Source organism: Leifsonia sp. P73 (assembly GCF_051059105.1).
GTDB lineage: Bacteria > Actinomycetota > Actinomycetes > Actinomycetales > Microbacteriaceae > Leifsonia.
In genome coordinates this window covers 3,816,599-3,842,864 of record NZ_CP194931.1, presented here as the reverse complement: position 1 = coordinate 3,842,864, position 26,266 = coordinate 3,816,599, and the positions used below count along the sequence as shown (strand labels likewise).

Annotated in this window: 26 protein-coding genes and 2 pseudogenes; 13 read left to right on the top strand and 15 right to left on the bottom strand. The window is 72.6% G+C overall.

Going from position 1 to position 26,266, the window contains the following annotated elements:
* Window positions 1–47: 47 nt before the first annotated feature.
* Complete coding sequence (locus tag ACQ86L_RS19740; protein ID WP_434316901.1) at window positions 48–398, bottom strand: hypothetical protein; 351 nt, start codon at window positions 396–398, stop codon at window positions 48–50.
* A 112-nt stretch (window positions 399–510) separates the two neighbouring features.
* Here ACQ86L_RS19740 and ACQ86L_RS19735 point away from each other — a divergent pair, with 112 nt between their 5' ends.
* Both ACQ86L_RS19735 and ACQ86L_RS19730 read left to right on the top strand, forming a co-directional pair.
* The gene (locus ACQ86L_RS19735) at window positions 511–888 is read left to right on the top strand and encodes a hypothetical protein (protein WP_434316900.1); all 378 of its coding nucleotides are present in this window, start codon (window positions 511–513) and stop codon (window positions 886–888) included.
* A 72-nt stretch (window positions 889–960) separates the two neighbouring features.
* On the top strand, window positions 961–2,433 hold the full coding sequence (locus ACQ86L_RS19730; protein WP_434316899.1) for a DUF2252 domain-containing protein: 1,473 nt from the start codon (window positions 961–963) through the stop codon (window positions 2,431–2,433).
* Here ACQ86L_RS19730 and ACQ86L_RS19725 read toward each other — a convergent pair.
* Window positions 2,405–3,784 (bottom strand): FAD-binding oxidoreductase, encoded by a 1,380-nt coding sequence (locus ACQ86L_RS19725; protein WP_434316898.1) that lies wholly within the window; start codon window positions 3,782–3,784, stop codon window positions 2,405–2,407. The genes ACQ86L_RS19730 and ACQ86L_RS19725 overlap by 29 nt on opposite strands.
* 165 nt (window positions 3,785–3,949) lie before the next feature.
* Window positions 3,950–4,726 carry an alpha/beta fold hydrolase gene (locus tag ACQ86L_RS19720; RefSeq protein ID WP_434316897.1) on the bottom strand — a complete coding sequence of 259 codons (777 nt, stop codon included), beginning with the start codon at window positions 4,724–4,726 and terminating at the stop codon, window positions 3,950–3,952.
* A gap of 41 nt (window positions 4,727–4,767) precedes the next feature.
* Here ACQ86L_RS19720 and ACQ86L_RS19715 point away from each other — a divergent pair, with 41 nt between their 5' ends.
* Window positions 4,768–5,238: a GNAT family N-acetyltransferase gene (locus ACQ86L_RS19715; protein ID WP_434316896.1), complete on the top strand. Its 471-nt coding sequence runs from the start codon at window positions 4,768–4,770 to the stop codon at window positions 5,236–5,238.
* On the opposite strand, the gene ACQ86L_RS19710 is transcribed toward ACQ86L_RS19715, so the two are convergent.
* A complete protein-coding gene (locus ACQ86L_RS19710; RefSeq protein ID WP_434316895.1) occupies window positions 5,184–6,050 on the bottom strand; it encodes an ABC transporter ATP-binding protein in 867 nt (288 codons plus the stop codon). The genes ACQ86L_RS19715 and ACQ86L_RS19710 overlap by 55 nt on opposite strands.
* A gap of 129 nt (window positions 6,051–6,179) precedes the next feature.
* Between ACQ86L_RS19710 and ACQ86L_RS19705 the strand changes: the two genes are divergently transcribed.
* Genes ACQ86L_RS19705 through ACQ86L_RS19690 form a run of 4 tightly spaced genes read left to right on the top strand, consistent with a single transcriptional unit; the run spans window position 6,180 to window position 9,363 of the window.
* Entirely contained in the window at window positions 6,180–6,890 is a 711-nt protein-coding gene (locus ACQ86L_RS19705; RefSeq protein WP_434316894.1) for a hypothetical protein, read from the top strand.
* Entirely contained in the window at window positions 6,877–7,230 is a 354-nt protein-coding gene (locus tag ACQ86L_RS19700; RefSeq protein ID WP_434316893.1) for a hypothetical protein, read from the top strand. Before ACQ86L_RS19705 ends, ACQ86L_RS19700 begins: the two co-directional genes overlap by 14 nt.
* Before the next feature lie 10 nt (window positions 7,231–7,240).
* Window positions 7,241–8,167, top strand: a complete 927-nt coding sequence (locus ACQ86L_RS19695) for a hypothetical protein (RefSeq protein ID WP_434316892.1) — start codon at window positions 7,241–7,243, stop codon at window positions 8,165–8,167.
* An 8-nt stretch (window positions 8,168–8,175) separates the two neighbouring features.
* Complete coding sequence (locus tag ACQ86L_RS19690; RefSeq protein ID WP_434316891.1) at window positions 8,176–9,363, top strand: OmpA family protein; 1,188 nt, start codon at window positions 8,176–8,178, stop codon at window positions 9,361–9,363.
* Between the two features lie 7 nt (window positions 9,364–9,370).
* Here ACQ86L_RS19690 and ACQ86L_RS19685 read toward each other — a convergent pair whose 3' ends face one another.
* From ACQ86L_RS19685 to ACQ86L_RS19670, 4 genes and pseudogenes are all read right to left on the bottom strand, one after another.
* A complete protein-coding gene (locus ACQ86L_RS19685; RefSeq protein ID WP_434316890.1) occupies window positions 9,371–10,009 on the bottom strand; it encodes a DUF5666 domain-containing protein in 639 nt (212 codons plus the stop codon).
* A gap of 35 nt (window positions 10,010–10,044) precedes the next feature.
* Window positions 10,045–11,397 carry a HAMP domain-containing sensor histidine kinase gene (locus tag ACQ86L_RS19680; protein ID WP_434316889.1) on the bottom strand — a complete coding sequence of 451 codons (1,353 nt, stop codon included), beginning with the start codon at window positions 11,395–11,397 and terminating at the stop codon, window positions 10,045–10,047.
* A gap of 5 nt (window positions 11,398–11,402) precedes the next feature.
* Complete coding sequence (locus ACQ86L_RS19675; RefSeq protein ID WP_434318932.1) at window positions 11,403–11,588, bottom strand: winged helix-turn-helix domain-containing protein; 186 nt, start codon at window positions 11,586–11,588, stop codon at window positions 11,403–11,405.
* Window positions 11,589–11,795: 207 nt separating this feature from the next.
* A pseudogene (locus tag ACQ86L_RS19670) lies at window positions 11,796–12,058 on the bottom strand (response regulator); the annotation flags it as partial.
* Between the two features lie 141 nt (window positions 12,059–12,199).
* Between ACQ86L_RS19670 and ACQ86L_RS19665 the strand changes: the two are divergent.
* The 3 genes from ACQ86L_RS19665 (at window position 12,200) to ACQ86L_RS19655 (ending at window position 15,872) form a co-directional block, all read left to right on the top strand.
* Window positions 12,200–13,165 carry a DUF1996 domain-containing protein gene (locus tag ACQ86L_RS19665; protein WP_434316888.1) on the top strand — a complete coding sequence of 322 codons (966 nt, stop codon included), beginning with the start codon at window positions 12,200–12,202 and terminating at the stop codon, window positions 13,163–13,165.
* Window positions 13,166–13,278: 113 nt separating this feature from the next.
* Window positions 13,279–15,051 (top strand): DUF4062 domain-containing protein, encoded by a 1,773-nt coding sequence (locus tag ACQ86L_RS19660; RefSeq protein ID WP_434316887.1) that lies wholly within the window; start codon window positions 13,279–13,281, stop codon window positions 15,049–15,051.
* Window positions 15,036–15,872: a tetratricopeptide repeat protein gene (locus tag ACQ86L_RS19655; RefSeq protein ID WP_434318931.1), complete on the top strand. Its 837-nt coding sequence runs from the start codon at window positions 15,036–15,038 to the stop codon at window positions 15,870–15,872. Before ACQ86L_RS19660 ends, ACQ86L_RS19655 begins: the two co-directional genes overlap by 16 nt.
* A 15-nt stretch (window positions 15,873–15,887) precedes the next feature.
* Here ACQ86L_RS19655 and ACQ86L_RS19650 read toward each other — a convergent pair.
* The 5 genes and pseudogenes from ACQ86L_RS19650 to ACQ86L_RS19630 all read right to left on the bottom strand — a co-directional run bounded on the left by ACQ86L_RS19650 (window position 15,888) and on the right by ACQ86L_RS19630 (window position 20,431).
* Window positions 15,888–17,449, bottom strand: a pseudogene (locus tag ACQ86L_RS19650) (alkyl/aryl-sulfatase).
* A gap of 386 nt (window positions 17,450–17,835) precedes the next feature.
* Window positions 17,836–18,450, bottom strand: coding sequence for a GNAT family N-acetyltransferase (locus ACQ86L_RS19645; RefSeq protein WP_434316886.1), 615 nt, complete (start codon window positions 18,448–18,450; stop codon window positions 17,836–17,838).
* Window positions 18,451–18,479: 29 nt separating this feature from the next.
* Window positions 18,480–19,547, bottom strand: coding sequence for a hypothetical protein (locus ACQ86L_RS19640; RefSeq protein WP_434316885.1), 1,068 nt, complete (start codon window positions 19,545–19,547; stop codon window positions 18,480–18,482).
* 58 nt (window positions 19,548–19,605) lie between these two features.
* On the bottom strand, window positions 19,606–20,190 hold the full coding sequence (locus ACQ86L_RS19635) for a YdeI/OmpD-associated family protein (protein ID WP_434316884.1): 585 nt from the start codon (window positions 20,188–20,190) through the stop codon (window positions 19,606–19,608).
* A 40-nt stretch (window positions 20,191–20,230) separates the two neighbouring features.
* A complete protein-coding gene (locus ACQ86L_RS19630; RefSeq protein WP_434316883.1) occupies window positions 20,231–20,431 on the bottom strand; it encodes a hypothetical protein in 201 nt (66 codons plus the stop codon).
* A 112-nt stretch (window positions 20,432–20,543) separates the two neighbouring features.
* On the opposite strand from ACQ86L_RS19630, the gene ACQ86L_RS19625 reads away from it, so the two are divergent.
* From ACQ86L_RS19625 to ACQ86L_RS19615, 3 genes are read left to right on the top strand one after another with little or no spacing between them, the layout of a single operon-like run.
* Window positions 20,544–21,476, top strand: a complete 933-nt coding sequence (locus ACQ86L_RS19625; protein ID WP_434316882.1) for an NAD-dependent epimerase/dehydratase family protein — start codon at window positions 20,544–20,546, stop codon at window positions 21,474–21,476.
* Entirely contained in the window at window positions 21,473–22,444 is a 972-nt protein-coding gene (locus ACQ86L_RS19620) for an RNA polymerase sigma-70 factor (RefSeq protein WP_434316881.1), read from the top strand. Before ACQ86L_RS19625 ends, ACQ86L_RS19620 begins: the two co-directional genes overlap by 4 nt.
* 55 nt (window positions 22,445–22,499) lie before the next feature.
* Window positions 22,500–23,336, top strand: a complete 837-nt coding sequence (locus ACQ86L_RS19615; protein WP_434316880.1) for a hypothetical protein — start codon at window positions 22,500–22,502, stop codon at window positions 23,334–23,336.
* Between the two features lie 4 nt (window positions 23,337–23,340).
* Here ACQ86L_RS19615 and ACQ86L_RS19610 read toward each other — a convergent pair whose 3' ends face one another.
* Window positions 23,341–24,312 (bottom strand): PrsW family intramembrane metalloprotease, encoded by a 972-nt coding sequence (locus tag ACQ86L_RS19610; protein ID WP_434318930.1) that lies wholly within the window; start codon window positions 24,310–24,312, stop codon window positions 23,341–23,343.
* Window positions 24,313–24,701: 389 nt separating this feature from the next.
* Window positions 24,702–26,081, bottom strand: coding sequence for an esterase/lipase family protein (locus tag ACQ86L_RS19605; protein ID WP_434316879.1), 1,380 nt, complete (start codon window positions 26,079–26,081; stop codon window positions 24,702–24,704).
* Between the last annotated feature and the right edge of the window lie 185 nt (window positions 26,082–26,266).

The window sequence follows — 26,266 nt, the reverse complement described above, 5'->3', positions numbered from 1 at the left end:
TCTGCCCGATGGTAGCCCGCGGCCGTCGCGCCGCACCAGACCCGCGCTCAGCGCGGCAGCGGCCGCAGGCCCTCCGGCGCCGGGAACGGCAGCGGGTAGTACAGCTGGGGCGCCCCGACCGCGCCGAAGTCGTCCTTCTTCGCCACGATCCGCTCCGGCGAGACCTCCGCGAGCCGGACACGCAGCCAGGAGCCGTCCGGCTGGCGCAGCTCGTACAGCTCGGCGAGGTAGCCGATGCCCGCCGCCTCGAGCGCCTCCTCGGCCTCCAGCCAGCCGACCGGCGCGCTCAGGTCACGGCCGAGCAGGTCGACAGGGACGAAGAGGTCGCCGGACGGGCGCATCCAGCCGACGCGCTCGCCGTCGTGGCGGCGGTGCTCGATCCATCCCGTCTGATCCACGGTCTCCACCCTAACGATGCGCGCATTCACCAGCAGGAACCCTGCTTCTTCACCCACACGACACCTTGACCTAAGATTTCGGTACAGACACAATGGAATATTGATGAGTGGATTGGCACAGAACAGCATGAAGGTCCTCCAACTGCACTGGGAAGCGGCCTCGCGCGCCGCGGTGACCCGCCGCGATGCGTTCGGGATCGTGCTGCTCGCATCGATCGCGTGCGCGACCGCCGGGACCGATCACCTGTGGGCCACCGTCACTGCTTTCGTGATTCCCGATATCGCCGTCGCGAGTTCCTTGTTGATCAGGAAGATCGACCCACGTGTCATGGTCGAGAGCCAGGTGGCGCTGTACCCGTCCGTGCTCATCGTGCTCGGACTGTCGGGGGGCGTTGGAATGTTCAGTGGCCTTCTGCTGTCCGCGGGCGCGGGCTGGCTGTTGAGGATCGCCGTCCAGAGGCTCGTCGGGAGCGATTTCGAGCGCTGGTGACCACCCTAACGGGAGACGTCTACCCGCCCGCCGCGCGCCGAGCTACCATGAGCGCCACCCAGGAGGTGCGTCATGACGACCATCGCGACCCCGCTCACCGAAACCGAGCTCTACGACGCCGGCCGCGCGGCCCGCTCGCAGGTTCCGCGGTCCGCGCAGGCGGAGTACACGCCTCCGCCCGGGCGCGACCCGCTCGGCATCCTGCACGAGCAGAACGAGTCGCGGCTCCCGAACCTCGTGCAGTTGCGCATGCAGCGGATGGCCACCGACCCGTTCGCGTTCTACCGGGGCACCGCGGCGCTGCAGGCCGCCGACATGCGCGGGGCCCCGACCTCCGGGGCCGAGGTCGTGATCTGCGGCGACGCGCACGTGAGCAACTTCGGCATCTACCGTTCGCCGGAGCGCGCGATGGTGTTCGACATCAACGACTTCGACGAGGCGTCCGTCGGCCCGTGGGAGTGGGATGTGCGGCGGCTGCTGGCCAGCGTCGTCCTGGCCGGACGCTCGCTCGGCATGGGCGGCTCCGACCTCCGCTCCATCGTGGTCTCGGCGGCCGCGATGTACCGCAACTCCCTGCGGAACGCCCTCCAGCAGACGCTCATCGGCCGGTACTTCCGGCCGACCAGCCTGGTGGACAGGCAGATCCTCAGTCCGGACAGCGAGCGCATGATCAAGCGGACCCTCAAAGAGTCGGAGAAGCGCACGAGCGAGCGCGTCGCCCGGCGCTCCCTCGAGGAGGGCGGCGACGGGGGCGTGCAGTTCGTCGAGAACCCGCCGGTGCTCACCCGGCTGGAGCCGGAGATCCGCACGCTCATCGAGTCGGTCTTCAGCGCGTATCGCAAGACCGTCCCGACGAACCTCGCGCTGATGCTGTCGCAGTACACCGTGCTCGACGCCGCGCGGCGCGTGGTCGGAGTCGGCAGTGTCGGGACGCGCTGCTTCATCATCGCGCTCGGCGACCCGACCGGGGACGTGCTCATCCTCCAGCTCAAGGAGGCCAGCCGCTCCGTCATCCAGCAGTACGGCGGGGTCCCACCCGTCGTCGGCTACCTCGACCCGGAGCTGGAGGCGCTGCACGAGGGCTACCGGGTCGTCGGCTGCCAGCGCATCCTGCAGGCGGTGTCGGACCCGTTCCTCGGCTATCTGAACGTGGAGGACTTCAGCTTCTACATGCGCATCTTCCGCAACCGGAACGCGTCGTTCGAGATCGCCGACATGAACCGCGTCCAGTTCGGCGACTACGCGCAGTCGTGCGCCGTCGTCCTGGGCCGTGCCCACGCGCGCTCGCCCAAGGCGCAGTTCGCGGCGGGGTACATCGGAACGGGGGCTCGTTCGTGCGCGCGGTGGCCGAGTGGGCGCACTCCTACGCGAACCAGTCCGAAGCGGACTACGCGACCTTCGTCGACGCGGTCCGCGCCGGCGACTTCGGCTGACCCATGCTCGCCGAGGGGCACGTTAACGCCCCTAAAATCGCGTTTTAGGGGCGTTTACGTGCCCTTCGGTGGGCGTTGCGCGCTCAGTCGAGCGGGTGGGCGGTGCGGATGACGCGCTCCGGGTCGTACGCCTGCTTGATCGCGCGCAGCCGCTCCAGTGTCGCCGGGTCGTAGAACCGCGACGGCGAGGCCGGGGCCTCGCGGAAGTTGGAGTAGTCGCGCGCGCTCGTCCACGGCTCGAGCGCCGCGCGCATCGCCGCCACCTGGGACATGAGCACCGGGGCGAGCGCCGGGTCGGGCAGCATCCCGACCGCGTACGCGAGGAAGCGGCCGGGGAAGTGGTCGACCGCTCCCCCGTTGTCGGCCGGACGGCCGGCCGCTCCGCCGAGGTGCCGCAGGTCGATCGCCAGCAGCGCGGTGTCCGCCTCGGGGCCGGCGAGCGCGAGCAACGCCTCGATCGCGGCCTCCGGGAGGTCGTCGAGGATCAGCCCGTCGCCGATCGCCGGCACCGGCTGCGGCGGGTCCATGTGGACGAGCCCGAGCTGGGCGGCAGGGAGGACACCGAACGTGTCGATGGCCGGCCCGAGCTCGCGCAGCGGCTCCAGGACCGCCGCGGCTTCGTCCTCCGGCAGGTCGATCGCGCCGTCCACTCCGACGAACGCCTGCCCGCGGAGGAAGTCCGGGAGGTCGGGCAGCGGCGGGACGTGCAGCAGCCGCACGCAGGTCGTCGCCGCCTCGGTCAGGTCGCGCGTCCACTCCTCGTAGGCGCGCAGCACCTCCCCGGCGCGCGCGATCGGGTAGAGCAGCATCCCCGCGTACACGGTCGCGACCGGGAACACGGTGAAGGTGAGCGCCGTGACGACCGCGACGTTGCCCCCGCCGCCGCGCAGCGCCCAGAACAGGTCGGGCTCGGTGGCTGCCGTCACGTGCCGCTGCCTGCCGTCGGCCGTGACCACGTCGATCGCGGTGACCGCCGAGCAGCCGAGGCCGCGCTCGCGTGCCATCCAGCTGTAGCCGCCGCCGAGCAGGTAGCCGGCGACGCCGACGTCCGGCGACGACCCGGCGAGGGCGGCGAGGCCGTGCGGCGCGAGGGCGGAGGTGACCTCGCCCCACAGCACGCCTGCGCCGGCGCGGACGGTCGCGTTCGCGACGTCGACCTCCACCTCGCGCAACCGCGACGTGCGCAGCAGGACGGAGCCCGCGAGGTCGCCGAGCGGCGCCGCGAGGTGGCCGGTGCCCTGCGGCACGACGCGCAGGCCGAGGTCGCGCGCGAACCCCAGGACGACGGCGATGTCGGAGGCGTCGGCCGCCACGACCACGGCCTCGGGGCGCTGGTCGGCGGCGAGGTTCCAGCCCTGCCGTTCGAGGTCCCAGTCGGGATCGGCGGGGGTGACGACACGGCCGGTCAGCCGGGCGGCGAGATCTCGGAATCGATCAGAGACGGCGGTCTCGGTGAGAGACATAGTGGTGCTCCTGTTCGGGTACTGGTTTCTGGTGAAGGCCGCCGGCGGCCGGGCACGCACGGCGACGGGAGCAAGGATGCTCCTCGGCGCCGGGCTCGCACCACCCCAAACTGAAAATTGCTCATGTGAGCAGGCGCGCTCCCCTGATGGTCGCCCGGCGCGGGGTCAGCGAGCGGCGAGGAAGGCGCGGACGGCGGCCAGGACGCCCGGCGTGTCCAGGTGCAGGCCGTGCCGCGCGTCGAGCTCCAGCACCTGCGCGTCCGGGATGCCCTCGGCCAGCAGGCGGGCATGGGCCACCGGCGTGAGGGCGTCCTCCCGGCCGTGGATCACCAGCGTCTCCGCGCGGATCCGGCCGAGCGCCTCCCGTGCGTCGTGGTCGCGGCTCGCGGCGAAGTGCCCGCGCAGGGCCGCACGCGAGGCGACCCGGTCGAAGAACCCGGCCACGGCCTCCGGGTTGGCCCGCGCCCAGTCCGCGTCGAAGAACAGCGGCAGCATCCGCTCACGGTCGCCGCTCAGAAGGTCGCCGATGACGGCAGGGTCGTGGCGGCTGTGCGCTCCGCCGGCCCGGTCGCTCGCCGTCGTGCCGATGAGCACCAGCCGGCGGACCCGCGACGGGTGCTCGGCCGCGAGCCATTGCGCCACGCGCCCGCCCATCGAGTGCCCGAGGACGTGCGCGGCGGAGACGCCCGCCTCGTCCAGCACCGCGAGCGCGTCGTCGGCGAACTGCCGCGTGCTGTACGCGGCCGGGTCGCCCGCGCCGCTCTCGCCGATGCCGCGGTGGTCGAACACGATCACGCGGAAGTCCTCGGCGAGGGCGTCGGCGAACGGCCCCCAGCCGTGCATCCCGGTCGCCTGCCCGGCGACGAGCAGCAGCGGGACGCCGCTCCCGCGCTCCTCGAACGCGATCGGCACACCGTCGTCGGCGGTCGCGAGAGGGGGCACGGCGTGTGAGTCTACCGGCCGCCACCCGCTAGCATCGCGGCATGCGTGTGCGACTGCGGCCGGTGACCGACGCCGACGCCGACGCCGCCTTCGAGATGATGCGCGACCCGGAGGCCGTGCGGATGGCGGCGTTCACCGCCGCCGACCCCGACGACCGGGCCGACTTCGACGCCCGGTGGCGGCGCCACCTCGGCGATCCGGCGATCACGATGCGCGCGGTGGAAGCCGACGGAGGCTTCGCGGGAACGGTCGCGGCGTTCACCCTCGCCGGCGACCGGGAGGTCACCTACTGGATCCGCCGCGAGCTCTGGGGCAACGGCATCGCGACGGCGGCGCTCCTCCTGCTCGTCGCGACGGAGCCGGGCCGGCCGCTGCACGCGCGGGTCGCCGCGGCCAACATCGGCTCGCAGCGGGTGCTGGCACGCGCCGGGTTCGTGGAGACGGGGCGGGAGACCTCCTACGCGGCGGGGGCCGGGAGACCCGTGGAGGAGCTGCTGCTCGAACTGCGCTGAGCGGCCGTCCCGTATCCGTCCGACCGCGGGCCCCGCACCGCCCGCGCGCTCCAACGCCCCTCCTCGCGCTCCACCCGGATCGGGTGCTCGAACGCCGCGCTCACCGTCCCGGTCGTCACGGCCTCCGCGATCGGCCCGGCCGCGACGATGCGCCCGTGCGACAGCAGCAGGGCGTGCGAGGTCGTCTCCGGCAGCTCCTCCAGGTGGTGGGTGACGAGCACGCTCGCCAGGTCGGGCACCGCGACCGACAGTCCGTCGATGGTCTCCAGAAGCTGCTCCCGCGCGGCGACGTCGAGCCCGGTCGTCGGCTCGTCCAGCAGCAGCAGCCGCGGCTCGGACACGAGCGCCCGCGCGATCAGGGCCCGGCCGCGCTCACCCTGCGAGAGCGTGGGCCAGCGGGCGTCGCGCAGCCCGTCGAGGCCGATCGTGCGGATCAGGTCGCTGGCGCGGGCGACCTCCGCTGCGGTCGGCTCCCAGCGCATCGGCGGCTCCAGCGTGCCGGTGATCCCGGTGAGGACGACCTCGGTCACGGTGAGCGGTGAGCGCACGGGATGACGCGGGTTCACCTGGCCGATGTGGCGGCGGAGCTCCTGCAGCTCGACCCGTCCGAGCCGCTGCCCGAGCACGTCGACCGTTCCGGAGGTCGGGAACGCGACAGCGCCGCAGAACCCGAGCACCGTGCTCCTCCCGGCGCCGTTCGGGCCGAGCAGCGCCCAGTGCTCCCCCGCGCGCACGGCGAAGCCGATGTCCTCCAGGATGTGGCGGCCGTCACGCCGGAAGGTCACGTCGCGCAGTTCGAGCACCATCTCCATGCGACCATCCTGCCCTGTCCGGGAGTGTCATCCCGTGCCGTCGCGCCGAGGTCACGGTTCGGTCTCACACGGCACATCGTCACCGGAAACGTAGGAAGCGCTCAGCATCGCTTCGTACGCTCCCCCGCTATGGGGACCCAACCGCTCCGCCTCGGACCGTTCGCCCGGCGCCGGCTGGAGACACGGGCGCGCCGCGACGCGGAGGCCGTGCGACCGCGGACAGGGGAGCCGACCGGGACCCGCGGGTTCGCCGACCCGGCGGACGAGGCCGCCTTCGGCGCCGAGCCGACGCCGACCGTCGCCGCCCTCCAAGCCAGGGCGAACGCCTACGCCCATCGCGAGGAGCAGCGCTTCCTCGCCCGGTCCCGGCGGGACCTCGCCGAGCAGCGCGAACTGTCCCAGGCGCTGGCCGCGGACCTCGACGCCTACGACGAGCGGCTCGACGCCCTGCCGCCCGCCGACCGCGCCGCCACCCGCATCACGGAGGGCGAGGGCGTGGCGTTCCAGGACCTGCGCCGGCTGCGCCGCCGGATCGCCGCCCGCAACGCACGGTCGGAGCAGCTCGGCGCGCGCATCCACGGCCGCTTCACCGCCGCGCGGCTGCGCGCGACCCGCCACTTCGACCGTTCGGACGAGAAGATCGCCGTCTACTGGAGCGCGTACCTGCGGGCACTGTCGCCGCGGCTCGTGCCCGTCCGGGCGCCGGCCCTGCGTCGCGCCGACTCGCTGGCCGGCCGGGAGACGTCCGTCGACCGCTGGCATCCCGCCGGCTCCGTGCAGCCGTTCGCACCATCCACATCACCATCCACCGAACCGGGGAGCGTCGATGCGTCACCGTGACAGGATCACCGAGTACCGGGTCCCCTCCACTGCGGGGCTGCGACGGCGGCTGCTCTGGCGGCTGCGGCGGCTGCGCGGCGCCGTCGACGTCGAGACGCTGGAGGTCTTCGAGCACGAGCTCGCCGCGTTCGAGCGCGTCGGGGTCGCGGACCTGGAACGCCAGCGCACCCGCAACGTCTCCGACTGCTCGGCCCGCCTGGCCGAGGCGCAGTCGAGGGTCGAGCTGATCCGGCACGCGCTGGAACGCACGGAAGCCGACATCCGCCGCGCCGAGCAGGACGCCGCCCGCCTCGATGCCAAGCTCGCCGGCGGCGACCCCGAGCTGCACAGTTACGCCTGAGGAGGACCGCATGCCGAGAGACATCGTCACCAAGCCCCCGCGGGTCCGCCCCAGCGTCGGGCACCTGTCGCCGGCCGCGCACGTCATGGTCTACGTGCTGCTGCTGGCGATGCTGGCCGTCGACTACCTCCTCCTCGCCCAGGCACTGACGCTGCTGCTGCGGAACGACAGCCAGTACGGCTCGATCGGTCTGCAGATGTACGTGATCACGCTGGGCATCTCGCTCGCGGTCGTCTCGCTGCCCCACGTGTCGGCGATCCTGCTGCGGCGCGTGCAGGCGCGCGTGATGTCCCGCGGCTGGATCGTGGTCGCGGTCGCCCTGCTCGTGGTCTGGGCGGCGCTGCTGACGGCGATCACGGTCGCGCGGATCAAGGCGGGCATGGACGCGGCGAGCTCGGGAGGCCTCACCGGCCTGGTCGGCGGCGGAGCGGCGACCGCCCCGGCGTTCTCGTGGACCGCGCCCGACACGCTGATGGCGTTCCTCATGCTCGGGGTGCTCGCCACTTCCGGGACGATCAGCTTCGTCGTCGCCTGGCTGACGACCCGGCCGCTGCTGACCGCCGTGGAGAAGGCTCACGCTCACGTCGCGAAGCTCCGCACCCACCGCGACCGGCTGCTCGCCGAGGCGGTGAAGGCGGAGGAGGCCGCCCGCCACGCAGCCCAGCTCGACGCCCACGACGCCGTCCGCTACACGGGCGCCCGCGTCACGTTCCACTCGCGGGTGGACGTCATCCGCGCCCGCCTCGCCACCAGCCTCGCCCAGCGCGAACGGGACCCGGAGAGCACGAGCCAGCTCATCCGCGAACTCCGCGCGCGGCGGGTGGTGGAGGCCTCGGCCCCGGCGCCGGCGGTGCCGATGGCGCCGGAGGCCGCAGCGGTGGAGGGGCCGGAGGCCGCGCCGACGTGGCCGTCCTCGACGACCGGGCTCGAGCGATGAGAGGCGGCATGAGATCCGGCTCTGTCCGCGCGCTCGTCGCCGTCGCCGGAGTCCTCGCCGTGGGCGCAGGCCTCACCGCGTGCACGTCGGCGACCGCCGCGGGCCAGGCGTGCGACCAATCGCACAAGCGCAACCTCGGGGTGGTCGCGGGGAGCACCGCCAACGCCCCCGCCGTGGCGGTGCCCGCGAGCGCCACCGACCAGCTCAAGGCGGCCGGGACCACCAACGGCAGCGTGACGGTGGTCATCCCCTCGGGGACGCCGCAGACGATGGGCACCACGTCGCTGGGCTCCAGCGCGCAGGACGCGATCGTCTGCCAGAACGACCAGCGCACCAAGCTCACCCAGATCGGCAGCTACCTCGCGGGCCTCAAGGCCGCCACACCGGAGGTGGACTTCCTCGGCGCGATCGGCCAGGCCGCCCGTGACCTCGGAGACCATCCGCTCGGCGTGCTCGTCATCGGCAACGGCCTCCAGACCGCCGACCCCCTGAACTTCGCCGGAAGCGGCCTGCTCTACGCCGACCCGGCGCAGGTGGTCTCCGACCTCCGCTCGCGGAACCTCCTCCCGACCGACCTCCACGGCGTCACCGTCTACTGGTCCGGCATGGGCGACACGGCGGGGGCGCAACAGCCGCTGACCGTCCCCGCGCGCAGCAATCTGGCCGCCATCTGGACCGCCGTGATCAAGGCCGCGGGCGGGACCCTCTCGCTGCTGCCCGAGCCGGCGTCCGGCGCGGCGGCGACCGGGCTGCCCGCCGTGACTCCGGTGCCGGTGGAGGCCGTCGCGACCAAGACCGACTGGTCGCATCCCGTGGTCATCCGCAACAGCGACCTCCACTTCGTCAAGGACACCGCCACGTTCTCCGACCCGACGGCCGCCCAGCGACTCCTGTCGACCCTCGCACCCTCGATCGAGCAGAGCAGCGGCGTGATCACGATCACCGGCACCGCGTCGAAGGACCAGGCCACGGACAACACCGCCGACACCGCGCTGTCGCTCCGCCGGGCGAACTCCGTGAAGGCCGCCCTGGTGTCGCTGGGCGTGCCGGAGGCGAAGCTCGCGACCGCCGGAGTCGGCTTCCAGTGGTGCGGCCGGCAGAGCGAGACGGACGCCTCCGGCTCCTACTCGGACGCGCTCGCCGAGCAGAACCGGTCGGTCATCCTCACGTCGTCCGGAGTGTCCCTCTGCGGCTGACCGCCGGTCAGGTGTTCGGCGTCGGAGCGGGACTGGCCGTCGTGCCGTGCTTCGCCGCACCGAGGTGCACGATGCGCGTCGCCGTGACGGTGTCGCCACTGCGGGCTCCGATGACGCCGACCCGGTCGCCGACGGCGAAGGAGGAGGCGGTGGCCGGCTTCTTCGCCGTGCCGAACGCGGTGGCGGAGTCGACGGTGACCGTGACGGTCGCACCGGCGGCCGACTGGATCGTCCAGGAGCCCCCCGACAGCGCGGTCACGGTTCCGACGGTGCCGTGGGTGTGCTTCTGCTTGGCGGAGGTCGTGCCCTTCTTGGCGTGCGCCGCCGTGTTCATCGCCGCGGGGGCCGCCGAGCCGACCCCGGCGACCGCGGCGGACACGCCCCACGCCGTCCCGCCCGCGACCACCACGATCGCGACCGCGGCGGCGGCGATGGAGAGCCCGACCACGTGACGTCGGAAGAACGAGGGGCGATCGGCGTCGGCGGACTTCATCGTGTCCGTGACCGCCCGGCCCGGAGGGTTCACGGGCGCCGCAGACTCGGATGCACCGGAGGCATCCGGCCGCTCCGACCACCACGGCAGCGGCTCGGTGGGATTTCCATCAGCGAAAGCGGGTTCGGAGCCGGCCTCGTCGTTCGTGTTCATGGCACAACCGTGTCAGGCGCAGATCAGGGCGAGGCTCACGGAATGTCAGAGGAAGGTAAAGTCACCCGGAACTCGGTCCCTCCGCCCTCGGCAGGCGCCGCGGCGATCCAGCCGCCGAGCCGGCCGACGAGCGCCCGCGCGATGGACAGGCCGAGGCCGGTGCCGACCGGCCTGGCTCCGCGATAGCGGGCGTGGAGGGCTCCGCGGTCGAACGCGACGGCAGTGTCTTCTGCGCTCAGCCCCGGTCCCCGGTCGCGGACGGCGAGCTCGACGACCCCGTGCGAGGTGACGCCCCCGACGATGATGATCTCCGTGCCGGCGGGCGCGACCCGCAGCGCGTTCTCCACCAGCCCGTCGAGGATCTGCCGCAGCCGCATCTCGTCGGTGTGCACCGGGATCGGGTCGCCCGGCAGGTCGGCGCGCAGCGCCACGCCTGCGCCTCCGGCCGCTCCGGCCCACGCCCGCACCACGGCGCCGACGGTGTCGCGCGCGTCGAAGTGCTGCGGCACGATCGTGAACTCGTCCGCCTCCAGGCGGGCCAGCTCCAGGAGGTCGTCGAGGAACCTCCTCAGGCGCTCGGACTCGGCCGAGAGGGTCCGCCCGGCCTCCGCGACATCGGCGGGAGGGATGACGCCGTCGGCCAGCGCCTCGGCGTAGCCCCGGATGGCCGTGAGCGGCGTGCGGATCTCGTGCGAGACGGACAGCAGGAACTCGCGCTGACGGTCCTCGCTCGTCGCGAGGGCGGTGTCGAGGGTGCGCAGCGCCTGGGCGATGTCGTCGATCTCGGCGACCGACTGGGTCTCGATCGCCACCCCGCGCCGGCCGCCGGCCAGTGCCCGTGCGCTGTCGGCCACCCGGCGCAGCGGGCGGCCGAGCAGTCGCGCGAGCAGCACACCGGCCGCGGTGGCGACCGCGAGGCCGATCGCGAGGGCGAGCACGATGCCGCGCAGCAGTTCGGCGTCGCCCGCGGCGATGTCCGCCACCTTGCGCACCCCGACGATCCCGCCGCCGTTCGGGCCGGGGATGCCGACCAGCACCGCGTCCTTGCCGTTCAGGGTCGTGTTCGCCGAGACCGGCTTCCCGGCCTGCAGCATCCGCACCACGTCGGGTCCGACCGACCCGCGCGCCGCGCCGGTGACCGTGCCGTCGGGCGAGACGAGGGCGAACCGGTCGCCGACCACGCCCACCCGGCCCTCGGCTGCGCGTCCGGAGGCGACCAGCGCCGCCGCCTGCGCCTTGAGCTGCTGGCGCGCCTGGTTCTGCTCCACCGTCTGCACCACCTGCACGGCGACGAGAGCGGTCACCAGCACGGCGATCAGGGCGACGGCGAACGTCACCAGGGTGAATCGCGCGCTGAGCGATCCGAACAGCCGCGTGCGCCGGGCCATGCCCCTCAGCCCTCGTCCGCGACGCTGTAGCCGACCCCGCGGATCGTCCGCACGATCCCGGCAGCGTCGCCGAGCTTGACGCGCAGCTGCGCGATGTGCACGTCCACGGTGCGGCTGCTGCTGTAGTCCGCGACCCCCCACACCGACGAGAGCAGCTGCTCGCGGGTGAATACCCGGCCGGGCTGGCTCATCAGGTGGTCGAGGAGGTCGAACTCGGTCGCCGTCAGCTCGACCCGTCCGGAGGCGGTCTCCACACGCCGCCGCGCGCCGTCGATGCTCACGCCGCCGACCGTGCGGGTGGGTGCCGGGACCGGCCCCGCCGCACGCCGCACCATGCCTTTGACCCGCGCGACGAGCTCGCGCGGCGAGAACGGCTTGGTGAGGTAGTCGTCCGCGCCCAGCTCGAGGCCGACCACGCGGTCGATCTCGTCGTCCCGCGCGGTCACGAAGATGACGGGGTCCAGTCGTCGCGCGCCCGCAGCGCGCGGCAGACCTCGATGCCGTCGAGGCCGGGGAGGCCGACGTCGAGCACGATCGCCGCCGGCCGCAGCCGATCCACCGCGGCCAGCGCAGCGTGCCCGTCGGTCTCGACGTGCACGCCGAACCCCGCACCGGACAGGTACAGGCGTTCCAGCTCGACGATGGCGGCCTCGTCCTCCACGACGAGCACCAGCCCTCTCTCCTCACTCACTTGACCATCTTCCCTGGTCGCGCGGCGGGGCACGGCCGTTTCCAGCACCGTCTTACCGTTTCCTTACATTCCCCGCGCACCATCCGAACACAGCGGGCGTTGACTCGGCGCATGTCCGCCACCTCCCGCCTCCGCAGCCCGGCCGCTCTGCTGATCGCGTTCGGCGCCGCACTCGTCCTCGCCGCGGGCGCCGCGGCGGCGACCGCAGCGACGGTCGCCTCGTCGGCCCCGCCGCCGCCCGTCGACACGACCGGCTTCCCCGCGGGTGGCTCGAACCCGGGCATCTTCACCGACACCTGCGCCCGGTCGACCACCGCGCCGAACGATCCGATCATGATGCCCGGCATGGCCGGGATGTCGATGCAGCACGACTTCTTCGGCAATCCGGCCGTGAACGCCTCCTCCACGCCGGCGATGCTCCGCGCCGGCTCGACCACCTGCTCGACCTCCGCCGACGCCTCGGCGTACTGGACGCCGGTCGTCTACCAGAACGGCGCGGCCCTGGTCCCGCAGCGCACGTTGCTGTACTGGCGGACCCCGGCCGGCATCGCGTCCTCCACGCGGACCATGCCCGAGGGCATCAGCCTGATCGCCGGCAACGAGACGGCGACCGCGCCGCAGAGCACGTCCGTGGTCGACTGGACGTGCACGACGACCGCCTCCGACCCCCGGCCGGGACGGGCCGCGCTGCCGCACGACTGCCCGTCCGGCTCGCAGCTCCGGCTCGTCATCACCTTCCCGGACTGCTGGGACGGCCACACGATGGACGGCCGCGACCGTGCAGGGGCGGCCTACTCCACGACCACGGGATGCCCGGCGTCGCACCCCGTGCACATTCCGCAATTGGTCCTGCACGTCACGTATCCGACCGCGAGCGGCGCGGGGATCACCCTCTCGACCGGACCGCAGACCCAGGGACCGCCGGTCACGGGGCACGCCGACTTCGTGAGCGGCTGGCAGCAGAGCCGGATGGACGCCGACGTCGCGGCGTGCGACACGGCCCAGGTGCGCTGCGGACCGGTGAAGGGGGCGGAGGCGACGCCGCAGGGTGGCAGGGTTCAGGGCGGCACGGCATAACCGTAGAAAGGGCTCGACCGCCCCCTGTACATTTCCATACGAACGCAACACAATGACATAACATGAGCCACCCTCATGTAATCCGGACTCCCGATCAGCGATTACGCATCTTCGTGTCGTCCACGCTGCAGGAGCTCGCGGCCGAGCGCAATGCGGCCAAGACCGCCATCGAGCGGCTGCACCTCGCTCCCGTCATGTTCGAGCTCGGCGCGCGCCCGCACCCTCCTCGGGAGCTCTATCGTTCCTACCTCCAGCAGTCCGACGTCTTCCTCGGGCTGTACTGGGAGCGCTACGGCTGGGTGGCGTCCGACGAGGAGGTCTCCGGGCTCGAGGACGAGTACAACCTCTGCCCCGACGACGTGCCGCGGCTGCTCTACGTGAAGGTGTCCGACCACCGCGACGAACGCCTCACCGGCCTGCTGAACCGGATCCGTGAGGACGATCGCGCCGCCTACAAGTACTTCGAGACCGCCAAGGAGCTGGCCCGGCTGGTGGAGGCCGACCTCGCCATCCTCCTCGCCGAGCGGTTCGATCAGAGTCGGCCCCTGTTCCTCGGGGAGCAGGATTCGCCGGGGCCCGCCATCGGACGGTCGGGCCCCGATCCGGCCGTGGCGGATCCCGTTCGGCTGCCTTCGCCGCTCACCGGGCTCGTCGGGCGCGAGCGCGACATCGCTGCGATCCACGGGATGCTCGCGGCCGGGACCCGTTTCGTCACGCTGGTCGGCCCGGGCGGGATCGGCAAGAGCCGGCTCGCGATCGCGGCGGCCCGCGCGTCGGCGCCGGACTTCGAAGACGGCTCGGTGTTCGTCGACCTGTCCGCGGTACACGACCCCGATCGCGTGCCCAGCCGCATCGCGCAGTCCCTCGGCGTCCGCGACACCGGGGACGCACCCATCATGGAGAACCTGGCGACCGCGCTGCGCGAGCGCAGCATCCTGCTCGTGCTCGACAACTTCGAGCAGGTGGTGGAGGCCGCGCCCGCCCTCACGACCCTCCTCGCGGAGGCGCCGGAGCTCGCCATCCTGGTCACCAGCCGCGTGCTGCTGCGGATCAGCGGCGAGCAGAGCTACGACGTCGAGCCGCTCGCGGACGAGCAGGCGGTCGACCTCTTCGTGCAGCGCGCCCACGCCGTCAAACCGGACTTCGAGATCACACCGGACAACGAGGAGGCCGTCGAGCGGGTCTGCGAGGCCCTCGACGGGGTGCCACTCGCGATCGAGCTGGCGGCGGCGCGCGTGCGGGTGCTCTCCCCGCCGAACTGCTGGACCGGCTCGACCGCCGGCTGTCGGTGCTGGTCGGCGGGCCACGGGACCTCCCGGCCCGTCAGCAGACCATCCGGCGGACCATCGAGTGGAGCACGCAACTGCTCGACAGCGACCAGCGGACGCTGCTCGCCCGGCTCGGCGTCTTCGAGGGCGGGTTCACGCTGGAGGCCGCAGAGTTCGTGGGGGCGGCGCCGGCAGAGCGTGAGGACGCGAGCGGCGGCGACCCGGACGTCCTCGAGAACCTCGCCGCTCTCGTCGACAGCAGCCTCGTCGGGCAGCACGACAGCGACGACCGGCCGCGGTTCTCCATGCAGGCGATCGTCCGCGAGTACGCCAGGGAGCAGCTCGCCCGCAGCGGCGACCAGCCGGCGACCCGCGACGCGCACGCCCGCTACTTCCTGGCGCTCGGCGACGACGCCGAGGACGACCTCCGCGGAGCAGGCCAGCGCCGGTGGATGCAGCGGCTCGGCGACGAGCGCGACAACCTGCGGGCGGCCGAGCGGTTCCTGCTCGACGGCCGCGACTGGGATCGGGCGGCGCGCCTCGCCTTCAGCCTCTACCTCTACTGGTGGGTCACCGGCCTCCTCGGCGAAGTGCGCACCTGGATGGAGGAGGCGCTGACGTCCGGCGACGAGCTCGACCCGCACACCCGCGCGATCGCGCTCTACTTCAGCCGCACGATCATGTTCTGGAAGGACCCGGACGGCAGCGTCGCCGCCGACCTCGCCGAGAGCATCGAGCTCTTCCACCGCACCGGCGACCCGAACGGCGAGGGGATCGCCTCCATCTCGCTCGCCCTCGCGCTCCTCGCCGGCGACAGTCCCGACACCGAGCGCGCCCGGCGGGTGATGGAGGCCGCCCTCGCCCTCTACCGGTCGACCGGCAGCGTGTGGGGCGAGTCGATGGCGCTGGTGCTGCTGGGGCGGGTGGCACTGCGGGAGGGCGACCTGGCGGAGGCGCAGGACCACTTCACCACGAGCCTCGCGCTCACGAACCGGTCGGGCGACCGCGTGGGCCAGCGGATCGCGTCGTATCACCTCGGCTGGACCGAGCTCATGCTCGGCGACGTGGCGGCGGCGCGGTCGGACTTCGCGCTGAGCGTCACCATCTCCGCGGCGGTCGGGCACCCGGAGGGCATCGCGTACGGGCTGGAGGGCATGGTCGCGGTCGCGGCGCTGTCGCACGACGACGAGCGCGCGGGCGAGCTGGCCGGCGCGGCGCAGGCCCTGCGGGAGCGCAGCGGCCTCCACAATGGGCCGACGTTCACGTTCCACCGCCGATACCTCGACGACCTGCTCGCGGGGCCGCACGGTGATCTGGTCGCGGCCGCCATCGCGGACGGACGGGAGCTCACCGTGGAGGAGGCCGTCGCGGAGGCGCTGGCGGAGGGTCGCGGCGAGTTCGCGGACGATGGCGGGGAGAACCGGCCCGACGAGGACTGACGGACACCACCGCCCCTACGGCACCACGATGTCGAACCCGGGATCCCCCTGATCCAGCACCCCGATCAGCGCCGTCAGCACTCCGAGGTCGCCGTCCACCGTCAGCCCGTCCGACGTGGTGTCGCCCCCGACCAGCCGCAGCAGCCGCGGCTTCGTCAGCGTCAGGTGCAGCGGCGCCTCCCCGACGGCTCGCGCTCGACGTACACGAAGACCCCGTTGCGCAGCGTGAGGTGGAAGCTGCGGCCCAGGTCGGTCAGCGTGATGTCGAACGCCAGGTCGAGGTCCCAGGCGCGCGGGCCGTCGACGCGGATCGCGACCGAGTCGAAGAGCTGCTCCGGGGAGAGCTGGATGAGGATGGCCGGCGAGTCCGCGGTCGTCGGGGTGCCGAAGTTGCCTTCGCGCAGTTCGGTCGCCCCGGAGAGGAAGAAGTTGCGCCAGGTGCCGTTCTCCGAACCGTAGGCGAGCTGTTCCAGGGTGTCGGCGTAGAGGGTCGTGGCCGCCTCGTGCCCCGGGGAGGCGAACACGGCGTGGTCGAGCAGTGTCGCGGCCCAGCGGAAGTCGCCCGCCTCGTACGCCTCGCGCGCGAGCTCGACCACCCGGTCCAGGCCGCCGATCGCCGCCACGTACCGCTCGGCCAGCGCCTGCGGCGGGTGCGGCCAGAGCCGCGCCGGGTTGCCGTCGAACCAGCCCATGTAGCGCTGGTAGATCGCCTTGACGTTGTGCGACACCGAGCCGTAGTAGCCGTGCGTGCTCCACTCGGCGACCAGCGCCGGCGGCAGCTCGAAGTCCTCCGCGATCTCCGCCCCGGTGTAGCCGCGGTTGATGCCGCGCAGCGTCTGGTCGTGCAGGTAGCCGTAGAGGTCGCGCTGCACGCCGAGGAAGTGCCGGATGCGGTCGCCTCCCCAGGTCGGCCAGTGGTGGGAGGCGAACAGCACATCCGACCGGTCGGCGAAGCGCTCGATCGCCTCGGTCAGGTAGGCCGACCAGATGTGCGGGTCGCGCACCAGCGCGCCGCGCAGCGTGAGCAGGTTGTGGAGGTTGTGGGTCGCGTTCTCGGCCATGCACAGTGCGCGGTAGCGCGGCAGGTAGAAGTGCATCTCCGACGGAGCCTCTGTGCCCGGCGCCAGTTGGAACTCGATCTCGACGCCGTCGATGGTGTGCGTCTGGCCGGTCTCCCGGATGTCGACAGTCGGGACGAGGATGCCCGCTTCGCCGGTGGAGGTCGTCTGGCCGAGGCCGGCGCCCACCTGGCCCGAGGGCCCCTTGTCGAGCGCGGCGCCGTACATGTAACCGGCGCGGCGGCCCATCGCCGTACCGGCGTAGACGTTCTCCGCGATGGCGTGGCCGAGGAAGCCGTCCGGCGCCACGATCTGCACCGTGCGGCCCTCCAGGTCGGCGGCCTCCACCACCCCGAGGACGCCGCCGAAGTGGTCGATGTGGCTGTGCGTGAAGATCACGGCGACCACCGGGCGGTCGCCGCGGTGCGCCCGGTACAGGCTGAGCGCGGCCTCCGCGGTCTCCTTCGAGATGAGCGGGTCCACGACGATCACGCCGTTGTCCGACTCGATGAAGGACATGACCGACAGGTCGAGCCCGCGCGCCTGATAGACGCCCTCGACCACCTCGTAGAGGCCGTGCTTGGCCACCAGCTTCGACTGCCGCCACAGGCTCGGGTTGACCGTGTCAGGCGCGTCCCCGTCGACGAAGTCGTACGCCGCCGCGTCCCAGACCGCGTTGCCGTCGGCGTCGCGGATCACCGGGTCCTCCAGCGTGCCGAGGTAGCCGCGGTCGGCGTCGGCGAAGTCGGCCATGTCGGCGAACGGCAGGGCGTCGAGCAGCGCGCGGTTGGCGTCGGCGACGGAGGCGGTCGGGTCGTTCTGCTTCATCGGGTCTCTCCCTCGGGGCCAGGCGGCGCACGGTGCGCACCGTCACCGCGAGGTTTCCTCAGGGACGACCGGAGCGTCTAGCCCCGATTCGCGGGATCGCGCCACATCGTCGTGACGGGGGCGCCGTCGAGCACCGCGCGGAAGCCGCCCACCGGCCGGAAGCCGGCGCGCGCGTAGCGGTGGTCGTTCGCCGGGTTGGTCGACTCCAGGTACGCGGGCAGGCCGTCCGCGTCGAACCGGGCGAGGTCCTCCGCGAGCAGTCGCTGCCCGATCCCCTGACCGCGATGGTCGGGATGCGTCGCCAGGAGGCTCAAGTACATGTGGTCGGGCTCGTGCGGGTGCGCGTCGTCGAACAGCGAGTAGAGCTGCTCGTAGGCGGCGTACCGCTCGGGCGACAGCGCCGCGACCAGGAGGGCGTCGAGGTCGCGCTCCTGCCCGGGCGTGAGCTCGTCGGCTCCCGGCGGCAGCCAGACGGCGACGGTCGCGGCCTCCCCGTCCGGTCCGTCGACGAGGGAGACGGACCCGTGGCCGACCGCGCCCTCCACGAAGAAGCGCCAGAACGGGAGGAGGTGGCCGGTGCCGCCGTCCGCGGAGACGAGCGCGGGACCCCACACCGGGTCGTCGCGGAACGCGAGCGCGATGGTGGTGGTGACCGCGTCCACGTCGTCGGGACGGGCGGTGCGGTGGTTCATACCGGGAACTGTAGCGGGGAGGCCTCTGCTCAGGCGACCGTCGTGTAGCGGCGGAAGGCGTCCAGCACCTCGTTGGCGCGGTCGGCGCCCGCGACGGTGATCCCGTGCCGGCCGTAGACCGGGAGCGGCGCGTCCAGTCGCGCGCCGTCGCCCAGGAAGATGTGGATGGCGCGGGCCGGGAACTCGCGATTGTTGACAGCCACGAGCAGCCGCCCCGGGTGGACGTGACCGATCGCGGTCCACGGGAGGACGACCCGCGGCTCGTCGGCGGACCCGCGCCACAGCTCGACACCGAGCGGGCCGACGGAGACCGTGACCGACTGCGCGAGACTCGGATACTTGCCCATCAGCTCCTCGAGCGCGTCCTGCAGCTCGGGCGTGCGGCGGCTGAGGAAGACGAACGCGTCGGGGCGCCGCGCGGCGACCGCGGTTGTCTTCAGCTGCGTCCGGAGCGCGATGCCGCCGTAGACGGCCGCGATCAGGACGGCCGTGAGGCCGAGCACCAGCAGGACCACCGCGAGCGCCGACCCGGTGTCGGCGCCGTCCGGGGGTGCGGCGATCAGAGGGATGGCGACCACGAGCGTCACAGCGACGACCACGGCGATGCCGATCAGCATCGCGCCCGTCTTGCCGGACCGACCGTCGAACCGCACTCCGCCCGACGACCCGCCGTTGAGCACCGCCCCCGCGGAGAGTCCGGTCGCGTCTCCCGTGGCCGCACGCCCCGGTTTGGTGAGCACAGCGGAGCCCGCGCGCCGGATGACGACACCGGTCACCGGGTCCACCTGGTCGAACTGATGGAGGACGCCCGCACGGGTGGTGTACCCGGCGGCCGTCTCCGCGGCGTCGCGTCGCCGCACGAGGAGGACGCCGATGACGATCCAGGCCAGGGCCGGGACGACCATGATCAGGGTCATGACGATCCGGTCCGCGTGGCCGCCGCCGTGGGTGGAGACGCTGAAGACGTACACGAGCACCACCGCGAAGGCGGCCGCGTACACCCCGAACTGCACCCGCTTGAGGATGGCGTTGAGGCGGTAGGCGGTCATCCCGGGAACCAGGTCGTACTGGGTCCGCTGCGGCGCGGTGTCGGTCACGGAGTGAGCTTAGGGGGCGCGGGCGCACAGCGATGCTCCCCGGTTCGGGTGTCAGCCCCTACTGCGGGTGCGGCGTCTCCCCCGCCTCCAGCATCCCGATCAGCTTGGCGAGCCGGTTGCCGCGGCTGGTCGCGCTGGGCGCGGTGATCACGCGGTGGATGACGGAGTAGCGGTTCGCCGCGTTGAGCGTCGCGAACGTGGCGGCGGCCGCGGCCGAGACCTCCAGGGCCGCGGCGAGGTCCTCGGGGATCTCCGCCGTGCTCGACGGCGCGTAGGCGCGCTCCCAGCGGCCGTCGGCCTTGGCGCGCTCGATCTCGGCGTGGCCGCGGTCTCGCATCCTGCCCTCGGCGATCAAGGCCTCCACGAGCCCGATGTTGCGCTGCGACCACAGCGACGCCGCGCGCCGCGGCGTGAACCGCTCCACGAACGTCGACGCGTCGCGGCTGCGCTTCTGGCCGTCGATCCAGCCGCTGCACAGCGCCTCGTCCACCGCCTGCGCGTAGCTGAGGGAGGTCGGGTCGGTCGTGCCCTTCTTGGCGAGCACCAGCCAGACGCCGTCCGAGGCGTCCTCGTTGGCGTCGAGCCACGCGCGCCACGCGGCGGCGTCGGCGACGATCAGCTCGGTCATCGTCTCCTGCCCCATTCCGCCACCCTAGCGACCGCCCCCGACACCGGCCGCGGCGTCACACGTGCAGCAGCACCAGCACGTGGTAGACGACGTACGCGGGCCAGACGATCGCCTGCGGCAGTCCGAGCACGACGCCCCAGAAGGAGCCGTCGGAGACCGACACGAAGTAGACCGCAGCGCCGATGTAGGCGATGAAGAAGAAGAACCCCCACTGCGCCGACTGCACGACCACCCGGCCGCGCCCGTTCTCGCTCATGGCCGCCAGCGTAGCGAGCCGCGACGGCGCCGGGTAGCGCCCGATGTCACACGCGCGACCGCTGTCCCGTCTGCAGGGGTGTACGCAGAGAACACGGCGAAAGGTGGACATCATGCGGGTCTTCGTAGCAGGCGGGAGCGGCGTGCTCGGGCGGCGGCTGGTGCCGCAGCTCGTGGCGCGCGGGCACGCGGTGACGGCGTCGACGACGAGCTCGGCGAAGCTCGGGACGATCGAGGCGATGGGCGCGGCGGGCGTCGTCATGGACGGGCTGGACGGCGCCTCCGTCGGCAGGGCCGTGGCGTCGGCCGAGCCGGAGGCGATCATCCACCAGATGACCGCGATCAACCCGGCGCACGCGGGAAAGCCGGACCTCAAGCATCCCGACAAGTGGTTCGCCGGCACCAACCGCCTGCGCACCGAGGGCACCGACCACCTGCTGGCCGCGGCCGAGGCGCAGGGCGTGACGCGGTTCCTCGCCCAGGGCTACGCGAGCTGGAACGGCCTCCGTGCGGGCGGCTGGGTGAAGACGGAGGCCGACCCGCTCGACCTGCTCCCCGGCACGCCGGCCGAGCCGGGGATGCGGGCGATGAAGCACGTCGAGGACGCGGTCACCGCGTTCGGCGGGACCGTCCTGCGCTACGGCGCCTTCTACGGCCCGGGCGCGACCGACGACCAGGTGGAGCTCGTGCGGCGGCGGCAGTACCCGCTCGTCGGCCGCGGGCAGGGCTACAGCTCCTGGGTCCACCTGGACGACGCGGCGTCGGCGACCGTCCTCGCGCTGGAGCAGGGCGCGACCGGCGTGTTCGACATCGTGGACGACGACCCGGCCCCGGCGAGCGACTGGCTCCCGTACCTCGCGCAGTCGGCCGGCGCCAAGCCGCCGCTGCGCATCCCGGTGTGGCTGGCGCGGATCGCCGCGGGCGAGCAGGCTGTCATCATGATGACCGAGGGCCGCGGCTTCTCCAACGCGAAGGCCAAGCGCGAGCTGGGCTGGGAGTTGCGCTACCCGTCGTGGCGGCAGGGGTTCGCGGAGGGGCTGAGGTGACCGAGGGCACGCAGGAGACGTTCCAGGAGTTGCGCCCGCTGCTCTTCTCGATCGCGTACCGCATCCTCGGCAGCGTGACGGAGGCCGAGGACGCCGTGCAGGAGACCTGGCTCCGCTACGAGGCGGCGGGCGTCGAGCCGGTCTCGCTGAAGGCGTACCTGTCGACGATCGTCACCCGCGTGTCCATCGACGTGCTCTCCTCCGCACGGGTGCGCCGCGAGGCCTACGTCGGGCCCTGGTTCCCCGAGCCGCTGCTCTCCGACCCGTACGAGGATCCGGAGCGCTCGGCCGAGCTGGCGGACTCGCTGTCGATGGCGGCCCTCCTGCTGCTGGAACGGCTCACCCCGCTGGAGCGCGCGGTGTTCGTGCTGCGCGAGGTGTTCGCGTTCGACTTCCCGGAGATCGCGGCGGCCGTCGGGCGGTCGGAGGCCGCGTGCCGCCAGCTCGCGGTGCGCGCCCGCCGCCACATGGACGCCGGCCGGCCGCGCTTCGACGCCGACCGGGTCGAGCGCGAGGACCTGGCCGCCCGGTTCTTCGACGCCTTCCGCGCGGGGGACGTGGAGGCGCTGCGCGCGCTGCTCCTCGCCGATGTCGAGCTGGTCGGCGACGGCGGAGGCAAGGCGCCGCAGTGGGCGCGACGGATCGTGGGGGCGGCTGAGGTGGCGGGAGTGCTGGTCGCGATGGCGGGGCCGTTCGCGAGCATCGGTGGGACGATCGAGCCGCACGAGGTGAACGGCCAGCCGGGCGCGGTGTTCCGCGACCGTGACGGCCGGGTGGTGAACACGATGGTCCTGGAGATCGCGGGCGGCGGCGTCCAGACCATCCGCACCGTCATCAACCCCGACAAGCTGACCCACGTCGGCCCGGTCGCCGACGCCTGGTCGGTGCTGCGGGAGGCCAACCGGGCGCGTCTCGCGGCCGGCGGCGACCCGCTTCCTCCGCTGGCCAAGCGCGTCCGGCCCGACTGAGCGGCGCCGCGCGCGGAGCCTTTTCCGCGCCCGTCCGCACCGATACTCTCGGCTCATGGCCTCCGTCCCGCTCACCGACGCGCAGGTGCGCGAGCTGCGCGAGAAGTACGCCGCCGGCGCACGCCAGGTGCAGCTCGCGGCGGAGTACGGCGTGCGCCAGAACACCGTGTCGAGCCTGGTGACCGGGAGGTCGCGCCAGGAGGCCGGCGGCCCGATCATGCCGGGCAAGGCGCGCAAGGTGACGAGCGCGGAGGTGGTCGCGATCCGGGAGGCCGTCGCCGCCGGCGCCCCGCGCGCGGAGGTCTCCGAGCGCTACGGCATCTCGCACCAGATGGTCTCCAACATCGCCTCCGGCCGCGCGTTCGCGGACGTCGGCGGGCCGCTCACCAGCAGCGCGGCGACGCGGGCCCGGCCACTGACCGTCGAGCAGGTGGAGCGCATCCGGGAGCGCGTCCGCGCCGGGGAGGACCGCCAGGCCATCGCGGACAGCTTCGGCGTCTCGCACTGGACGATCGCGTCGGTCGTCCGCGGCGCGACGACGGGTGTGGCGGAGGCGACCGGCGAGGACGACGAGGTCGTCCAGATGCGCCGGCTGCACAGCGCGGGGGTGTCGCAGACCGAGATCGCCCGCCGGTTCGGCACCAGCCAGCAGCGGGTCAGCCTCATCGTGCGCGGCAGCTCGCACGCCGCGCACGGCGGCCCGATCGCCCAGCCGCACAGGAGGCGGCTGGGCGACGACGAGGTCCGCGGCATCCGGGAGGCGTACGCGGAGGGCACGCCGCTCGCCGAGCTGGCGGAGCGCTACGACGTCGCGCCCGCCATCCTGCGGCTCGTGGTCACCGGGCGCACGTACGCGGACCGGCCGGGACCGATCGCGGACCAGCACGCCTGATCGGCTACTGCGGCGGGGCCGGCGGCGCAGTCGGGAGCGCCGCAGCGTCCGGCGCCTCCACCTCCGCGGCGACGGCCTCCACCCGGTGGTAGTGCCGCAGCACCAGCCACAGGGTGACGATCCCCGCCGCCGACACTATCGCCAGCCCCGCCACGTAGAGCACTGTCGCGAGCGCCTCCACCTGGTTCGCGGTGCTCTGCTGCAGCGACCCGTTCTGCAGCTCCTGCACCGCCTCCCCGTTGAACAGCACCGCGAAGAAGGAGGCCACGTCCCCCGCCGAATCCCACGCTGCGTGCAGCAGCGACACGCACGCGTAGGTGAGGAGTATCCACCACGACCAGCGGAACCGCCTCCGGCCCCCGGCCGCGCCGAAGATCACCGCGCCGAGGATGGCCGTCCACAGCACGTGCCCGACCGGCGCCAGGATGGCGCGCACCAGCTCCGTCTGCAGGAGCGACACCAGGTCGATGCCGCGTGAGGTGATGGCGGCGTTGAACGCGTAGCCCGCCGACTCGAACGCCGCAAACCCCGCGCCGATCGTCGCGCCGAGCAGCGCGCCCTGCTTCGCCGTCTTGGGCACGGTCCGCCAGCCGAAGATCACCAGCAGCACGACTTTGACGAACTCCTCGATCAACCCGACCAGCCCGTAGACCCAGAAGCTCTGATGGAGGTCGGCCTCCAGCAGCGACGCCCCGAGCACGCCGAAGATGCCGCCGACGAAGAAGGCGAGGATGAGCTGCAGCGTGCTGATCGAACCGGTGACGCGCTCGATCGCGAACAGCACGACGCAGAACGGCACCAGGAAGCTGCCGAGCAGGATGAGCGTCGGGACGAGGTTGACGTTGCCGGTGACCGCGGTGACGACGATGGTGATGATCCACAGCCCGAGGCCGGCGAGGAGCGTCTTCCACCACCAGCCGTGGTGGTGGTGCGGGTGATTCCGGTTCTCGACGTTCAGCGCTTCAGCTGCGGTCATGCGCCCGACGCTACCCCGTTGAGGGCGCGCAGACACCGGGTCGCGGTTGGTGATGGTGAAAGCGAGTTGGGCGGCCGGGCCGAAGACCGGCAGGGCTCGCGCGGCGGGCGGGAGGTCGAGCACCGCGTGGATGACGTTGCGGTCCTGCGGGTCGGGGGTGAGCGCGAGCTCGTCCGTCATCTGCCCGAGCTGGTTGATCGCCCCGGGGACGGCGCTGTTCCAGCCCGTCCACGCGCCGAACCGGCCGTCCGCTGCGCGGCCGATGTCGACGATGAGCACGTCCTGCCAGTCGCCGACCTGCTCCAGGTTGCTCGAGAAGTCGAAGACTCCGTTGCGGGTGATGACCTGGTAGACGCGCAGGGTGAGGGCGTAGCGGGAGAGGTCCGCGCTCAGGCGGGCGTAGTCGGAGGCCGGCTGCGCTCCCGACGAGGTCGCGGCCGCGTCGGCCGCGAGGTCGTGGGACACCGACGCGACCGCCGCCGCAGCCACCGCGGGCAGCGTCGGGTCGAGCGGATTGTCGAGCGCGACGTTCGCCGGTTCGAGCGTCGGCGCCTCCCGCTCCTGCTCCTCCTCCCCGCGGAGAACGACTCGACGAAGCGATGCCACCAGCCCTGATGTGCCGGCGGGGGCGGTGCGCTCGGCGTCGGAGCGACCGCCGGGGCCTGGTCGTCGCCGACCCCCGGCGTGACGTGCGTCGGCGGGAGGTCGGTCGGCGGCTCCTTCGAGAACAGGAACGTGCCGACCAGCGGGATCGGCGCGTCCACCGAGTCGTCGCCCGGCCCACCGGCGGCGTGCTGCGCGATCTCCGCGTTGAGCTGCACGGGGTTGTAGTGCGCGGCCTTCTGCTCGGTGATGAGCACCGACAGCCCGCGGATGGCGAGCTGGAGGTCGGCCTGCCAGGCGACGTCGGGCTGCGCGGCGATGGCGGAGGCGGGAGGCAGCTTGCTCAGTTCCACCTGCACCGACCAGTGGCCGAAGAGGAAGCGGGACAGGTTCTGGTAGCCCTCCTCGGAGTTGACCTCCCCGTAGGGTCCGGAGTGCGACTTGTAGACGAACGCCCGGTGCGCGCCCTTCACGTAGGCGTTCTCGATGAGCACGAGCCCGTCGCTGCGCGGACCGACGCCGAGCTTGGCCAGGTTGTAGTCGTTCTGGTCGGTGCCGATGATGCAGAACACATCGTCCACGTCGAACACGTCCGGCGGGATGACCCGCGGGTCCCAGGCCTCCCCGATCGGCTTGTCCCCGAACTTCTTGCCGGGCGTGAGGTAGCCGTACATCTTGGGCGGCGAGAAGATGTCCGACCCGGCCGGGCCGAAGGTCTCCATCAGCCAGTTCAGGAGGCCGCCGGTGAAGACGATCCCGCCGTGCGGCGTCGCGTAGGTGCAGAACTTGGCGACCAGTTCCTTCGCCGGGATGCGGCCGCCCTCCTCGCACACCTTCTGCATCATGCAGCGAGCGACCAGGCCGCCCATCGAGTGCGCGACCAGGAACACCTTCGGCGCGCCGGTCTTCTCGCGCACCTGCAGCACGAGGTCGTACAGCTCGCGCCCGGCCTGCTCGATGTCGAAGCCCTGCGCGCTGGTGTGCTCCTTGACGAGGTCCTCCGTCCAGGTGATCGCCCGGTCGAACAGATTGCCGGTGCGCGGCGTCGGCGCGGCGTAGGTGGTGGCGGCCTCGTCGTAGAAGCGGTGGATCCAGATCGACTTCTGCGGCAGGGAGCCGTCGGCGGCGGTCGCCAGCAGCTCCTTCTGGCTGCCGCGTACGAGCACCTGGTAGGCGCGCTCCCCAGCAGGCGCAGCAGCGGCCCCTCGAACTGGTAGAACATCGGGTCGCCGTCCCCGTTGACCCGGGTGTGGGTGGCGCCCTCGTTGAAGCCGTAGAAGGGATCGTTGACCGTGGAGTCGATCTGGCTGGTCGGCCCCGCATACCCCCGGCAATAGACAATCGGCAACTC

Coding starts and splice junctions, on each gene's coding strand:
- ACQ86L_RS19635 (WP_434316884.1), bottom strand. CDS start 20,190: ATGGGGCAGGAGACGATGACCGAGCTGATCGTCGCCGACGCCGCCGCG.
- ACQ86L_RS19695 (WP_434316892.1), top strand. CDS start 7,241: ATGCCGAGAGACATCGTCACCAAGCCCCCGCGGGTCCGCCCCAGCGTC.
- ACQ86L_RS19710 (WP_434316895.1), bottom strand. CDS start 6,050: ATGGAGATGGTGCTCGAACTGCGCGACGTGACCTTCCGGCGTGACGGC.
- ACQ86L_RS19615 (WP_434316880.1), top strand. CDS start 22,500: ATGGCCTCCGTCCCGCTCACCGACGCGCAGGTGCGCGAGCTGCGCGAG.
- ACQ86L_RS19705 (WP_434316894.1), top strand. CDS start 6,180: ATGGGGACCCAACCGCTCCGCCTCGGACCGTTCGCCCGGCGCCGGCTG.
- ACQ86L_RS19730 (WP_434316899.1), top strand. CDS start 961: ATGACGACCATCGCGACCCCGCTCACCGAAACCGAGCTCTACGACGCC.
- ACQ86L_RS19630 (WP_434316883.1), bottom strand. CDS start 20,431: ATGAGCGAGAACGGGCGCGGCCGGGTGGTCGTGCAGTCGGCGCAGTGG.
- ACQ86L_RS19680 (WP_434316889.1), bottom strand. CDS start 11,397: ATGGCCCGGCGCACGCGGCTGTTCGGATCGCTCAGCGCGCGATTCACC.
- ACQ86L_RS19690 (WP_434316891.1), top strand. CDS start 8,176: ATGAGATCCGGCTCTGTCCGCGCGCTCGTCGCCGTCGCCGGAGTCCTC.
- ACQ86L_RS19625 (WP_434316882.1), top strand. CDS start 20,544: ATGCGGGTCTTCGTAGCAGGCGGGAGCGGCGTGCTCGGGCGGCGGCTG.
- ACQ86L_RS19725 (WP_434316898.1), bottom strand. CDS start 3,784: ATGTCTCTCACCGAGACCGCCGTCTCTGATCGATTCCGAGATCTCGCC.
- ACQ86L_RS19685 (WP_434316890.1), bottom strand. CDS start 10,009: ATGAACACGAACGACGAGGCCGGCTCCGAACCCGCTTTCGCTGATGGA.
- ACQ86L_RS19700 (WP_434316893.1), top strand. CDS start 6,877: ATGCGTCACCGTGACAGGATCACCGAGTACCGGGTCCCCTCCACTGCG.
- ACQ86L_RS19715 (WP_434316896.1), top strand. CDS start 4,768: ATGCGTGTGCGACTGCGGCCGGTGACCGACGCCGACGCCGACGCCGCC.
- ACQ86L_RS19645 (WP_434316886.1), bottom strand. CDS start 18,450: ATGAACCACCGCACCGCCCGTCCCGACGACGTGGACGCGGTCACCACC.
- ACQ86L_RS19675 (WP_434318932.1), bottom strand. CDS start 11,588: ATGAGCCAGCCCGGCCGGGTATTCACCCGCGAGCAGCTGCTCTCGTCG.
- ACQ86L_RS19665 (WP_434316888.1), top strand. CDS start 12,200: ATGTCCGCCACCTCCCGCCTCCGCAGCCCGGCCGCTCTGCTGATCGCG.
- ACQ86L_RS19655 (WP_434318931.1), top strand. CDS start 15,036: ATGGAGGAGGCGCTGACGTCCGGCGACGAGCTCGACCCGCACACCCGC.
- ACQ86L_RS19610 (WP_434318930.1), bottom strand. CDS start 24,312: ATGACCGCAGCTGAAGCGCTGAACGTCGAGAACCGGAATCACCCGCAC.